The sequence below is a fragment of the Pseudomonas laurentiana genome (assembly GCF_014648275.1).
GTDB classification, from domain to species: Bacteria; Pseudomonadota; Gammaproteobacteria; order Pseudomonadales; family Pseudomonadaceae; genus Aquipseudomonas; species Aquipseudomonas laurentiana.
This window is the reverse complement of sequence record NZ_BMQU01000015.1, coordinates 135,782-149,642: the sequence shown is the minus strand read 5'-3', so window position 1 is coordinate 149,642 and position 13,861 is coordinate 135,782. Positions and strand designations below refer to the sequence as shown.

Genomic DNA, 13,861 nt, shown 5'->3' with positions numbered 1-13,861 from the left:
GGTAAGCGATAATGTGTCCACCATGTCCCCGCACATGTGTCAGCGATGTCTCAAGTCCATACACGGGGCAAAAGTGACCAAAACCCCTCGTCCCAACATCCGGCCCTCCGCTGCGCTGCGGGTCCTCTCACTCCGGCAGTGCTCCCGCCGGGACCGTGCTGAAGGGCCTTCCTGGCCCTCAGCCCTTGCCAGGCATCCCTGCCTGGCCCCCTGCTACGCACTGCCTGCGTTCGACCTCCTGAAGGGACAATTTGGCAGCGCCTGGAGGTTCAGTGCATGAAAAAGCAACGCCGAAAAGCCCAGCGCCTTCGCGGACAAGCGAAGCCGCGAGTGCCTGCGAGTGCTCTGCTTTTCAGTACACGGAATGTCAGACGCCGCAGGACGTCCCTTCAGGAGGCTGAGTGGAGTCATTGCGTAGTGGGGTGCGAGGCAGGGATGCCTCGCAAGTGCTGATGGGCCATGGATGGCCCGTCGGCGCGTCCACACGGGAGCGATGGCGTAAGGAAGGCACCCGAAGCGCAGCGTAGGGCCGGATGTCGGGACAGGGCGTTTTGCCCACTTTTGCGCCCTTTCAAAAGTGGGTCGCCGTAAAAGGCGAAACCAGCCGGTGGTGCCGACGCAGGGAATGGATATGCTCACGAGGTGAGAGCCAATAACATGCATCGCCCCAGATGAAAGCAGGCATATCCGTTTCGTTGCAGAACGGAGATGACACACCTGCCATTCCGACACCTCGGGATGGCAGGTGTGTTTCGCTCAGGTCAGCGCCACACCATTGAGGTAGTGATCGCCCAAACGACGACGCAGTTGCGACAAAGGCACGACATCGCCCTCAACCGACGGACGCGGCGTTTGCCTTCCGGTCAGCTCGACCTCCAGTTCACTCGCCCGTTGTGCCGCTTCTGCGGCAGCCAAGCGCGCAGCAGCGGCCTCGACCGACGAGCGCCCGGCCTGCCCCAGCAGCGCATCAGCGGCAGCAATACGCACCTCCAGGTCACCAATACTTGCAATGGTCAGGGTGTCGTCCTTCAACGGGCTCCCCTGCAAGTGCTCGACCAGCGCACGTTGAACCTTTTGCGCGAACACCAGGTCGGCCCGTGTATGAATGTGAGACATAAGCAAGTCCTCAGTTCCAGGAATGACGTTGTGGGTTGACGCCGTTCAGGCGCTGGTTGCCGATCAGGTGGTATTTCCAGCGCACCGGATCATGCAAGGTATGCGTACGCGCGTTACGCCAGAAACGGTCCAGCCCCTGGCTGGCAGACACACTGCGCGTGCCCCCCAACTCCAGCAGCCGGGTCGACGCCAACAAGGCGATTTCGGTAGACAGGACTTTGGCCTGGCCGACAACCACCGAGGCATGGGCGACACTGGCTTCACCGGGCTCAGCAAGCGCAAGGTCCACCGCCTGGGCGGAGGCCCGGAGGATCGCCTCGGCAGCGTGCAGGCGCCAGGCCAGGTCGCCGATCGCAGCCTGGCTCAGTGGGTCCTGCCAACCGTGCTGCAAACCGCTGTCGACCCACGGGCGCGCCTCTCGCGCCACGCGCAGGGTCTCGGCAAACGCGCCTCGGGCAATACCGGTGTCCACCGCCGCCTGGATGATCTGCGACACCGGCCCATCTGCAGTGGGTTGGTCGTAGGCTTTCCAGGCCGGAATCACGGCACTGAGCGGCACCCGCACGCCGTCGATCAAGGCCTTGCCACTGGCCGTGGTGCGCTGCCCAAAGCCGTCCCAGTTATCGATAATGCTCAGCCCTTCAGCGTCCCGTGGCACAAACGCAATGAATGGCCGGTTCTGCTCATCCACAGCGGCCGTCGGGACAATGTGGGCAAACAGCGCGCCGGTGCAATAGAACTTCTCGCCCTCCAGCACTGCGGTATCACCCTCAAAACGAATGCGCGTTTCAAATGCAGTGACGGTTTTGCTCTTGGCCTCGGAAAACGCATTACCGAAGCGATAGCCGGCAAGCACTTTGGCAAAGTAGTAACGTTGCTGGGCGTCACTACCGGTCAACAGCAGGTTGTTGATGACGCCGTAGTGATTCTGCGGCAACTGCCCCAGGGAGGAGTCCGCCGCTGACAGGGTTGCCACGACCTCGGTCAGGGTGGCGTAGGACACGCCAGCCCCACCATGGGCCTTGGGAACGGTAATGGCCCACAGGCCGCTCTCGGAAAAACGGTCCAGCTCCGCCCACGGCAGACGGCGCTCGCGGTCACGCACAACGGCTTCTTGCGCAAAGTCCTGCGCCAGGCGCTGGGCCACCTCGATGGCTTCGGCATCACTGCGAATGATATGAGCCGGGCGCCGAGGCGCTGAAACGGCCTGCTCGGGCAGGCGGGTATGCGGTGTATCGGTCATAGGTGAGTACTCCATGCGGTACAGGTAAGAAAGGGCTACAGCACAGGCTTACAAACGAAAGTCCAGCGGGTACTCGACAATGAAACGCACTTCGTCAACGTTGGACTCCGCCACGTGGTCGCCGCCGACACGGTGCGTGGCCTGCATCAGGTTGAATGACAGGTCCTTGGCCGGCCCGCTCTGCACCACATACTTGATCCAGACGTTGCGCTCCCAGTGACTGCCATCCTTGATGCCGTTGTAGTAGCTGTAGGCACCCCCGGCACGGCTGCCATCGATGTCTGTACCGCGCACGTAACGCGTGGTCAGGGTGAGGCCCGGCACACCGAGGCCAACGAAGTTGTAGTCATAGCGCGCCTCCCAGGCACGTTCGTTGGGGTTGTTGAAGTCCGATATCTGGGAGGCGGCATCCAGCTCTAGGTCGTAGGTGTTCCAGACATAGTCGAACGGCGTATCACCGTCGATCCGCGTGTAGCTCAACTTGAAGGCATGGGCGCCATAACCCAGCCCGGCATGTGCACTCCAGGAGTCGTTGTCGATCTTGCCGGCCAATGCCTTGCCACTGTCGCGGGTGCGGTAGTAGTTCAGCCCGGTATTGACGCTCAGGGTCTCGTTAATCGGCTGCACGAAGTCGAAGCGGGCGAAAGACTGGTTCCAGATATCGTCAAGTCGGCTGGTGTGCAACTTGAAGCTCAACTGGTCGTTGAACACATAGTCACCGCCCAGATAGATCACATCGTTGGCGCCCTTGAAGCGCCCCGCGTAGACCGTGCCCAGGTCACCACGGTGGTTGCTGGCGTTACGGTCGCTGCTTGACTCAAGCTTGCCACCCTGCAGGGTCAGGCCCTCCACGGAGGTGTTACGAAACACCAGGCCGCGCAAGGTCTGGGGCAACAGGCGAATATCGCTGGCATAGAGCACCGGGCTGGTTGGGCGCACATCGCCGTAGCGCACTTCGGTGTCGAAGGCACGCACCTTCACTGCCGCGCCGACCTTGCTGTACTCGTCCTTGGGTTCGCCATCGAAGTTGGCACCAGAGCGGGAGACGATGCCGGGTACCCCCACACCGTTGCCGACCACACCATTACCGCCATCGAGCTTGAGGCCCAATACGCCCTGCACATCCAGGCCAAAGCCGACCGTGCCCTGAGTGAAACCGGATTGCACGTCGGCAATCACACCATGCCCCCATTCACGGTGCTGGCTCTGCCGTTCGCCGGTATTGGGGTTGCGGGCGAAATCGCCGTTGCGATAGTCCTGGCTGAAGAAGTAGTTGCGGTTGAGCACATGCACCTGTGTGCCCTCGAGGAAGCCTTCGCTTTCTTCGCTGGCGGCAAAGGCCGGGCTGGCCAGGGCGAGGGTCAATGAAAGGGCTGTTCGATGGTTGTTTCCAAAACGCATGGCAAGGTCCTAGTGGTTGCGTATGTAACGCCTGTACAGGCGGTGTTTACTCCACTATTTCAACAACCATGCCAATTAATTAATTCTTATATATCAATAACTTAGAACGCAAAGCTCAGAATCAGGAATTTCACCAACGGGCAAACTGACCGATCAGTGTTGCGTGCCACACAGCACACGCGAAGGTCAGCGCCCGAACGCCGTCAGGCACAGTCGAGCGCCCATCCACGGCAGGCGGATTCGCAGTCGGACGGTCCGAGTGTGTGTAGGCTGGGAAAGGAAAAATCAAGCGCACGCCCGATAGCCAGCATCTGCTGTTCGCCGCCCGAGGTCAGGCCCGCCTGGGTCTTGCGCTTGGTCTTCAACCGTGGAAACCACGCGTAGATCCGCTCCAGGTCCTGCTCCAGCTCACGCCTGGAGGGGTTACGCAGAAAACCGCCACTGCGCAGGTGCGGAATTGCATCTCAGTTGACCACCTGATTGCATTGCCACTGACCAATCATTTTTATTCGCCCTGACCACCCCGCCAGTAAGCGGAGTGGTAGTCGCTATTTAGCGCTATCAGGATGGGCATTGGTGCGCGCATGACCAGGTGCAAGGCACTGAGCGCCCCGACCGGGTAGTCCAGATCGGCGCTCGCTCGCGTGACCAGGTGCGCGAGTTGTCCTACTTGCCTCCGCCGCAATCAACCGCGCTTCCGTCAGGCTATCGCTTGAAACCCGGCAGACCGTTGGTCGCTCGCCACTTTTTGATGGTTTCGGTTACGCCTTCCGCCGAGTCATCGGCGTCGTCCTCAGGATAAAAAATCAAATCGGACCCCTTCGGATGTCCGCAAATTGAATTGAAGTGAAACACAAGCTTGCTTTCTTCCTCTTCGCTCTCATCATTCCCCATGATGCGCTCAAGCAGGTCTATGAACTCTTGTTCTGTGTAATCCGAAAAACTTTGTTTAGTAGCCATTTTTATTTTCCTTGTGAATCTCTACGTGCCGCTTTGGAGTCATTACAGCTAGGTTATCAACATCATAAACCGCACCACCCTGCTGGATATGCTCGATGTGATGTATCTCGTACTTCGCTTTTTCCCCGTAGTGATCCGACATAGGGGCAAAAGGCGCCCTGCCATCCATCAGCTTACTTTTGTTCGTGCGCTTGAACTGACTTAGCAGCGTTGGATCGTTCGCCACCTCTTCCCAAAACGCCTCTCTGAATTTATCAAAGCTGGAGAACTCACGCCCTCGGAGCGCGTCCGCGATGCGTGTCGGTATCGGTGCGCCGAGACCCGTTCCAGCGCCAGCAAGCCAGATGCCCGATACGTCCTCCCCTATACCAGTCACAGTGCCGGGGCCGTAGCGTGGGCCAGCCTTTGAAAACACGATGTACAGCGAGTTAAGGCCCGTTCCCGCTGGAAAAACCAGAATACAGTCGTCGGTTTCGATGTCGTCCCCAGCCGGATAGCCCTCAATCTGGGAGTCTGTGTTTTCCGGTATGGGATGAACCAGAATGACGGGATCGCCGTTGCGCTGCTCAGGGTGGACCAAAGGCGGGAGGGCTAGCGGTCCTCTGGGAGTCCACAAAATGGTGATGCCGTTCAGGTCCGCTTCCAATACGGTTTTGCTGGCATTCCATTTGACCTGGACTGTGCGCACGGAATCATCGCCGGACGGGCCGGTATGAATGCCATAGACCTGCATTACGCCTTCGGCATCACGACGGAACTGAAAGCGTACACGGGTGGGTGCACGGCTCAGTTGGCGCAGATCATCGTCTTTGTACAGTGTCCCGTCGCCCATCTGGGTGGGGAGCATTCCCGCAATGAACACCCCTGTAGGGTTGCCACGCAAGGCCCACCTGAAACCCTGTTGCAGTAGGCCGCTACCAGCGATGCGCCCCAGCACTGCGTCGAAGCCTACCGCGAGTTTAAGCGCTTCGATTGACGAGGGGACAAGCATGGGCGCGACCAGCATGATCTTGCCAAAGTCTGAGGCGGGGACGGTGGCAGTACCGGGCTTAGTGCAGCTCCAGTTTTCAGGTACGCAGGACTTAGCAAAGACCAGGTCTGTACGTTCCTTGGGGCGTGGCCACTCATCTTCTTTAAGGTAGACGACCGGCTCTGGCTCTCGGGGTGGATTAAACGCGGCCCATGAGGCACCACCGTTCGGAAGTCTCCGACTCCATTCGTCGTCAAAAGGGTTTTTCTTCTTATCCTTGTTCATGACAAGTCCTGGTATCGCATCATGTAGAGCCGGGGAGCTTGTCGTTCAAAACGGATGTTGGTCAATTTTGCTCAGTAACTTAAAGTTTTATTCGTAGAACCATTCGTAGTTTTGAATTTCCGCGCACCTGGTCATGTGCGGAAGTTTGCGCGAGTGCGATTGTGTATAGGCTGGAAAAGGAGCGATCAGGTGCAGGATACGGTAGGAAACCGCACCGATGGACGCACAGGCGTCCATCGGGAGAGGGGAAAAACGCGTGCCTGGCGGGCCTCAGTCGGCCTTGCCACCGAGGTAGAAATGCTGGATGTCTTCGCGGGCGGCCAACTCACTGGCGGCGCCCTCACCCACCACCCGGCCGTTCTCCAGAATGTAGGCATAGCTGGCATGACGCAGCGCGACATTGATGTTCTGCTCGGCGACCAGAAAACTCACGCCTTCCTGAGCATTGAGCTGGGCAACGATATCGAAAATTTCCTCAACGATGATCGGGGCCAGGCCCATGGACGGCTCATCAAGCAACACAAGAGAGGGCCGGGTCATCAGCGCACGCCCGATGGCCAGCATCTGCTGTTCGCCGCCTGAGGTCAGGCCAGCCTGGGTCTTGCGCTTGGTCTTCAACCGTGGAAACCACGCGTAGATCCGCTCCAGGTCCTGCTCGAGTTCTCGCCGTGAGGGGTTCCGCAAGAAGCCGCCGCTGCGCAGGTTTTCCTCGATGGTGAGGTGGGCAAACACATGACGCCCCTCCAGCACATGAACAATGCCCTGGCGGGCCAGCACGTTGGCAGCCACCCCTGCGGTGTCCTGCCCACGAAAGCGGATCTGGCCCCGGGTAACCCGCGCTCGGTCGGCCTGGACCAACCCGGAGATGGCCTTGAGCGTGGTGCTTTTACCTGCACCGTTGGCCCCCAGCAGCGCGACAATACCGCCCTCCTCGATCCGCAGGGAAACCCCGACAACCGCGAGGATGGCACCGTCATAGACCACTTCGATGTCCTCGACGGCGAGCAGTTCGGCAGGCTCGACAACAGGACGGGTTATTGTATTCATCTCTACGCACCTTCTACTAAGTTCCGGGCGCACCGTTCAGGATCGCGGCACGCAGGGCAGGCATCACTTACTGCTCAACCGCGCATTTGCGTGCTTGAACACCTTTTTCTTTGGCGTACTCGGCAGACTTGGCGTCGATCAGCGGGCGCAAGGTCTGGCGGTCGGCCTGAACCCAGTCGGTGATCAGGTTCCACTGCTTACCGTCCCACTGCTGCACCTTGGCTGCGCCGCCGCCTTCGTGGTCATCACACGACAGTTTGAGTGGCTGCATCAGGCCCAGGAACCCGATTTCCTTGAGGCGTGCATCGTCGAGGTTCAGGTGCTCCAGGCCCCAGCGACCTTCTTCGCCGTTGAGGGGGCGGTTGCCGAATTTTTTCTGCCCGGCGCGTATCGCCTCTACCGCGATGGCCGCATTCACCAGGCCGGAGTTGTAGTACACGCTGCCAAAACTCTTAGGGTCCTTGAGGTCGCTTTTTCCCTGATCGAGGATGTGCTGCTTGATGCGCTGGTGAATATCGAAACTGGCGCCGCCCGGGTAAGGCGTCAACGCCAGGTAGCCTTTGCCCATTTCACCGGCTGGCAGCACGTCCTCATTCGAGCTGGCCCAAATGTCGCCAATGATGTGGTCGACCGGATAACCGAAGCGCGCCGCAGTCTTGATCGCCACAGGTGTGGACACCCCCCAGGTACGCAGGAATACCCAATCCGGCTTGAGCTGGCGCACCTGACGCCACTGTGAAGCCTGCTCGTTCCCCGGATCGGCCACCGGAATCTGGATGTTCTCGAAGCCATATTTTTCCGCCAGCAGTCGCAGGGGCGCCTGGGTTTCGCGACCGTAGGCCGAATCGTGATAGACGGTGGCAATCTTCTTGCCCTTCAGCTTGTCCAGGCCACCTTCGCGCTCGGCCACGTAATTGATGAATGCCGAGGCCTCGCTGTAGAAGGTCAACATGGCCGGGAAGTTGTACGGAAAGACACTGCCGTCAGTGGCCTCGGTGCGGCCATAGCCAAGTGTGATCAGCGGTATCCGGTCAGCGGCAGCCTTGTCGCCCAGCGCGTAGGCGGCGGGCGCTCCGTTGGGCTGATAGACCGCCACCGGGGCACCCTCAAGGCCATGCTTGAAGCGCTCGTAGCACTCGATGCCCTTCTCGGCCGTCCATTCGGTCTCGCATTCCTGCCACACCAACTTGACGCCATTGATGCCGCCTTCCACCTCATTGATGTAACGCAGGTAGTCAATCATCCCGGCCCAAACCGGAATACCACTGGAGGCATAGGCACCGACGCGATAGGTCGCCAGCGGAAAAAACTGTTCGGTGGCCGCTGCCAATGCCGGTTGAGGCAATGCCGAGTACAGGCCTAGCGCCAAGGCGAGCGCGGTGGCGCTGTGTTTGAGGGTTGCATTCAAGGTCATGGGTTCTCTCTCGTCCTTTCGCCATGCGGCCACCCCAGGGGTGCCGCAGGCAGATGCGTTCATGAGGCAGGCAGGCTTACTGTTCGGCTGCGCAATCACGTGGGGTGATGCCTTTTTCCTTGGCGTAGGCGGCGGACTTGGCCTCGATCAGCGGCCGCAGCGTATCGCGGTCTGCTTGCAGCCAGCCCGTCACCAACTGCCACTTTTCGCCGTCCCATTGCTGCACACGGGCGGCACCACCACCCTCGTGATCGGCGCAGGACAGTTTCAATGGCGGCAGCAACCCCTCGAAGCCGCTTGCCTTCAGGCGCGCAGCGTCGATGTTCAGGTGTTCGAAGCCCCAGCGTGCTTCCTCCCCATTCAACGGACGATGGCCGAATTTCGTTTGTGCGGTGCGCAATGCCTCGACCGCAATCGCCGCGTTGATCAGGCCGACGTTGTAGTACACCTTGCCGAAGTAGGCAGGGTCCTTGAGATCGCTCTTGCCGGTGTCGAGGATGTACTGCTTGAGGCGTTTGTGAATCTCGAATTCCGCGCCACCGGGGAACGGTGCCAGCGCCTGGTAGCCCTTGGCTGCCGTGCCAGCCGGAATCACGTCAGCCTCTGAGCCGGCCCAGACGTCACCGATGATGCGATCGACCGCAATGCCAAAGCGTGCTGCGGTCTTGATCCCGACCGGAGTGGACACACCCCAGGTGCGCAGAAACACCCAGTCCGGTTTGATCTGACGCACTTGGCGCCACTGCGCGGACTGTTCGTTACCCGGATCGGCCACCGGGATCTGGATGTTCTCGAAGCCATACTTCTGTGCCAGCAACGCCATCGGCGCCTGGGTCTCGCGGCCATAGGCAGAGTCGTGGTAGACGGTCACGATCTTCTTGCCCTTGAGCTTGTCGAACCCGCCCTCACGCTGGGCGATGTAGTTGATACCCACCGAGGCCTGGCCGTAGTAATTGAGCAACAACGGAAACGCGTACGGAAACACGCTGCCGTCGGTGGACTCGGTACGCCCGCCTGCACCATCGATCAACGGTATCCGGTCAGCGGCGCCCTTCTCCATCAGCGCATACGACCCCGGTGTACTGTGGGTGAAGAAGAAGGCTGTCGGTGCGCCGTTCAAGCCACCCTTGTAGCGCTCGTAGCACTCGACGATACGATCAACGCTCCACTCCGTCTCGCACTCCTGCCAGACCAGTTTTACGCCATTGATGCCGCCCTCGACTTCGTTGATATAGCGAAAATAATCAATCTCGCCAGCCCACCAAGGGATGCCACTGGAGGCATAGGCGCCGACACGGTAGGTGGCCATGGGCACAAACTGCTCATTGCTGGCGGCTTGCGCCACCGTTGGCAGCAGGGACTGGAGGCCAAGGGCAAACAAGGCGCCGATGAGGGTACGCTGGAAAGGGTTACGCATGTCATTCACTTCTTTGAAAGGGTGTGTGGTTCGCCCCCTCCCGTGGTCGGGTCAAGGTTCATGGAAATAGTGATCGTGCTAGAAACGCAGTGGCCAGGTCCTGAGCCGGTCACGCAGGTTGCCGACCAGGCGTACCAGCCCTTCCGGCTCCTTGATCAGGAATACGATGATCAGTGTGCCAAAAAGGATTTTCTGCAGGTTCTGCAGTTGACCGGCATCGACGTTGCCGCCAAACAACCACTGCCCGGCGTGGTTGAGAAAGATCGGCATCAGGCTGATGAACGCGGCACCGACGAAATTGCCGGCAATGCTGCCCATGCCGCCAATAATGATGATGAACAGGATCTGGAAGGAGCGATTGATATCGAAGCTGCCAGCACTGGCCGTCCCCAGGTAGGCGAACGCCCAGAGCGCACCGGCAATGCCCAGGTAGAACGAACTGACCGCGAACGCCAGGCGTTTGTAGCGGTCCACCGGGATACCGATCACTGCAGCCGCCGTGTCCATGTCCCGGATCGCCATCCAGTTACGGCCTGTCTGGCTGCGTACCAGGTTCACCGCAACCCAGGTCAGCAGGACCACACAGCTCAAGGTCAGCAGGTAGCGGCCGACCGGTGAGGCCAGGCTGTAGCCGAACAGTTCCAGGCGCGGCGCACTGATGGTGCCGGACGACGCATAGTTGTAGAACCAGGGAAACTTGGCAAACACCCACTCGATGAAAAACTGTGCGGCAAGTGTGGTGACCATCAGGTAGAAGCCTTTGATTCTCGCACTGGGAATGCCGAACAGCATGCCAAGGAACGCGGCAATCAACCCGCCGCCCACCAACGCCAGCGGCAGAGGGATACCCGGCACACGCAGCAGCAGGCCATAGGTGGCAAAGGCCCCTACTGCCATGAAGCCAGCGGCGCCGACCGAGGTCTGGCCGGTGTAGCCGGTCAGCAGGTTCAAGCCCAGACCGGCCAGTGAGAGCACCAGGAACGGAATCAGGATTGCATTGAGCCAGTAGTCATCGCCCAGCAGCGGCAAGGCTACGAAGGCCACCAGCAGCAGGAGCGCCAGGCCCAGAGGCCAGCGCCGACGTACCAGGGTCAGCGGCGCATCGTCAAAGCTGGCGGTGAGGCGCGCAGTAGTCGTGGTCATACGATCACACTCGTTCGATGGCACGGTCGCCAAACAGGCCGGCCGGGCGAATATAGAGGAATACCAGGGCGAGGAAGTAGGCGAACCAAGGGGTGATGCCGCCGCCAATCAGCGGGCCGATGTAGGCTTCGGCAAGGTTCTCGGCAGCTCCGACGATCAGCCCGCCGACAATCGCCCCGCCAATCGAGGTGAAACCGCCGATGATCAGTACCGGCAGGGCCTTGAGCACCACCAGTGACAGCGAAAACTGCACACCTTGACGCGCGCCCCAGAGCAACCCGGCCACCAGCCCGACCATCCCGGCCACGGCCCAGACAATCTGCCAGATGCGGTTGAGGTTGATGCCGATCGACAAGGCTGCCCGGGTATCGTCCGCCACTGCACGCAGGGCGATGCCGATTCGCGTACGGTTGAACAGCAGCGCCAACAGCGCGACCAGCACGGCCGCAACGGCGGCGGCGATCAGGTCGAACTGGCTGATCATGACCTCGCCGACGAACAACGGGATATCCTCGATACCCAAGTCCAGCGCCCGTACCTGGGCACCCATCAGCCCTTGCGCCAGCCCTTCGATAATGAAGGACAAGCCGAGGGTGGCCATGAACAGGGTGATCTGCGAACGGTTGACCAAGGGCCGCAGCACCAGGCGCTCGATCAACAGCGCACCGATGATCATCACCAGCAGGGTCAGGAGCAGCGCCAAGGCGAAGGGCACGCCCTGCTCGTGCAGGCTGACAAAGGTCAGCGCAGAGAACAGCAGCATTGCGCCCTGGGCGAAGTTGAACACGCCACTGGCCTTGTAGATCAACACAAAACCGATGGCCACCAACGAGTACATGGTGCCGGCGAGCAAGCCGCCGATCAGGGTTTCCAAGAAGAAATTCATCCGTGCACCGTCCCCAGGTAGGCAGCGATTACGTCAGGGTTGGCCTGCACCTCGGCGGGCGTGCCGTCACCCACTTTGCGCCCGTAGTCGAGCACCACGACGTGGGCGCAGAGGTCCATGACGACCTTGATGTCATGCTCGATCAGAATCACCGTGGCACCCAGGTCGCGGTTGATGTCGGCGATGAAGCGGCTCATCTCCTGCTTTTCCTCGGCATTCATGCCGGCCATGGGTTCGTCGAGCAATAACAGTGTGGGTTGGGCGATCAGGGCGCGGCCCAGCTCCACGCGCTTTTGCAGGCCATATGCCAGGCTGCCTACGGCCACGTCGCGCCAGGGCTGCAACTCAAGGAATTCCAACACCTGCTCGGCACGTTCGGCGAACACCCGCGCCTCGCGCCGGGCCCGTGGCAAACCCAGCGCCTGCTCGATAAAAAAGCTGCGCTGAAAACGGGACAGGCCGGTGAGCAGGTTGTCCAGCACGCTCATGTTCTTGAACAGCGCGTTGTTCTGGAACGTGCGGCCGATGCCCAGACGCGCCGCCGTCAGGGGATGGGGCCGGTGCAGCCGTTCGGCATCGAACACCAGTTCGCCGGCATCGGCACGGTAGACGCCGTTGAGGATGTTCAACAGCGAGCTCTTGCCCGCGCCGTTGGGGCCGATCAGTGCGCAGATCTCGCCACGACGCACGGCGAACGACAGGTCACTGATGGCCTTCACACCCTTGAACGACAGGGAAATATTGCGCACTTCAAGGAGCGTACTCATGCGACACGCTCCTGGTGCTCATGCAGCCACAACAGTCGACCCGGTGCGCGCTCGGCATTGACCGGGGTTTCGATATGAGCCACACGCTGGAAGCCGAGCAAATGACGCACCCGTGACTTGATCCAGCGGCGCAGGCCGCGCCGCGGGTCAGCCAGGGTCCAATCGCACAGACGGCGCCGCCAACTGCCGTGAGGTGCCAGCCGGGCCTCGATTTCCTCGGCCAGCGCCTGCGCACGCGGCGTGGACAGCAAGAGCGCGGTCGGTGCGATCTCACGGCGGTCACGGCTGGCCGTCTCTCGGGTTTCCGGAAAGGCGAAACCTTCGCCGCGCTCCAGCCAGCGGCTCAGCACATGAGCCAGACCTTGAGTCCACTCTGTGCCTTCATCAACCCACACCACCTCGTCACTGGCGACCTGAGCCCATCCCTGACGGGCATGGTGCAACGGCTCACCGCTAAACAGCGTCGCCAAGGGCAACACCTGAAATGCCCCTTGCGCTGCGGAGCTGGCCTGGGCACAGAACAGTTGCAGCGGGGTCACCGCGTCAAGCCCGGCCAGACGCCAATGGGCAACCGTTTCGCGGCGCTGCACAAACGCAAAGCCCGGACGCAGCAGGCGCAATTGCCGCTGCAACACCTCGCCACGGCTCTGCGGGCTAATGACCGCACTGTATCCACCCAGGCTGTGAGCCGCTAGTGCGAAGATCAGCAGGGACGGTTCAATCGCACCACACAACACCAACTGCGCTTCAGGCTCAAAGCCCTGTTGACGCAAGCCTGCCGCGCAGCGTTCAACTTCACGCAATACATCGATCCAGCGCCAGGCCTTCCAGGTGCCTTGGCGGCGGTGACGCAAGGCGATCTGTAATGGTTTTTCCCTGGCCCAGCGACGCAAGGACGCCAGGGCAAAATCCGGCACCACGTCAAGCGGCCAGCCATTCAGTTCATGCACATTCATAAGCGACTCCTGAAACGCTCGGGCCGCTCATCTCAACGATGTCCAATGGAATTTCACGTGGCACTGGGCGGCTCCTGTTTACTCAGCTTCACACCTGTGTCCGGTGCGCTTTCAAGCTACGTAACAGGAACCGTGCCAACAGATAAAATCTGTTTAATTTCAAACAGTTATCTATGAATAAACACGATTGACTCGTGCTTGTGAGGCGACAGCCTGTTGATCAACTGTTGGTGTATGGACAGTTGATCGTGGGGGC

The 13,861-nt window shown here is 60.4% G+C and carries 12 protein-coding genes and 1 pseudogene; all 13 read right to left on the bottom strand.

Annotation, left to right across the window (positions count from 1 at the left end):
* Nucleotides 1-756 precede the first annotated feature (756 nt).
* The gene (locus IE038_RS16660; protein ID WP_163933902.1) at nt 757-1,116 is read right to left on the bottom strand and encodes a hypothetical protein; all 360 of its coding nucleotides are present in this window, start codon (nt 1,114-1,116) and stop codon (nt 757-759) included.
* A gap of 10 nt (nt 1,117-1,126) precedes the next feature.
* Complete coding sequence (locus tag IE038_RS16655) at nt 1,127-2,359, bottom strand: SfnB family sulfur acquisition oxidoreductase (protein WP_189395959.1); 1,233 nt, start codon at nt 2,357-2,359, stop codon at nt 1,127-1,129.
* A 48-nt stretch (nt 2,360-2,407) separates the two neighbouring features.
* Complete coding sequence (locus IE038_RS16650) at nt 2,408-3,760, bottom strand: OprD family porin (RefSeq protein WP_163933899.1); 1,353 nt, start codon at nt 3,758-3,760, stop codon at nt 2,408-2,410.
* Between the two features lie 287 nt (nt 3,761-4,047).
* Nucleotides 4,048-4,212: pseudogene (locus IE038_RS16645) on the bottom strand (ABC transporter ATP-binding protein); the annotation flags it as partial.
* Between the two features lie 253 nt (nt 4,213-4,465).
* Nucleotides 4,466-4,720, bottom strand: coding sequence for a bacteriocin immunity protein (locus IE038_RS16640; RefSeq protein WP_163933896.1), 255 nt, complete (start codon nt 4,718-4,720; stop codon nt 4,466-4,468).
* Entirely contained in the window at nt 4,710-5,975 is a 1,266-nt protein-coding gene (locus IE038_RS16635) for a pyocin-S2/colicin E7-DNase domain-containing protein (protein WP_163933894.1), read from the bottom strand. Before IE038_RS16635 ends, IE038_RS16640 begins: the two co-directional genes overlap by 11 nt.
* A gap of 270 nt (nt 5,976-6,245) precedes the next feature.
* Nucleotides 6,246-7,022 carry an ABC transporter ATP-binding protein gene (locus tag IE038_RS16630; protein ID WP_163933891.1) on the bottom strand — a complete coding sequence of 259 codons (777 nt, stop codon included), beginning with the start codon at nt 7,020-7,022 and terminating at the stop codon, nt 6,246-6,248.
* A 67-nt stretch (nt 7,023-7,089) separates the two neighbouring features.
* The gene (locus IE038_RS16625) at nt 7,090-8,430 is read right to left on the bottom strand and encodes an ABC transporter substrate-binding protein (protein WP_163933909.1); all 1,341 of its coding nucleotides are present in this window, start codon (nt 8,428-8,430) and stop codon (nt 7,090-7,092) included.
* 82 nt (nt 8,431-8,512) lie between these two features.
* On the bottom strand, nt 8,513-9,853 hold the full coding sequence (locus IE038_RS16620) for an ABC transporter substrate-binding protein (protein WP_189395958.1): 1,341 nt from the start codon (nt 9,851-9,853) through the stop codon (nt 8,513-8,515).
* A 78-nt stretch (nt 9,854-9,931) separates the two neighbouring features.
* Nucleotides 9,932-10,996 (bottom strand): branched-chain amino acid ABC transporter permease, encoded by a 1,065-nt coding sequence (locus IE038_RS16615; RefSeq protein WP_163933888.1) that lies wholly within the window; start codon nt 10,994-10,996, stop codon nt 9,932-9,934.
* Between the two features lie 4 nt (nt 10,997-11,000).
* Nucleotides 11,001-11,882, bottom strand: coding sequence for a branched-chain amino acid ABC transporter permease (locus IE038_RS16610; protein WP_163933884.1), 882 nt, complete (start codon nt 11,880-11,882; stop codon nt 11,001-11,003).
* Complete coding sequence (locus IE038_RS16605; RefSeq protein WP_163933882.1) at nt 11,879-12,649, bottom strand: ABC transporter ATP-binding protein; 771 nt, start codon at nt 12,647-12,649, stop codon at nt 11,879-11,881. Before IE038_RS16605 ends, IE038_RS16610 begins: the two co-directional genes overlap by 4 nt.
* Complete coding sequence (locus tag IE038_RS16600) at nt 12,646-13,605, bottom strand: AMP-binding protein (RefSeq protein ID WP_163933879.1); 960 nt, start codon at nt 13,603-13,605, stop codon at nt 12,646-12,648. The genes IE038_RS16605 and IE038_RS16600 overlap by 4 nt, the downstream gene beginning before the upstream one ends.
* Between the last annotated feature and the right edge of the window lie 256 nt (nt 13,606-13,861).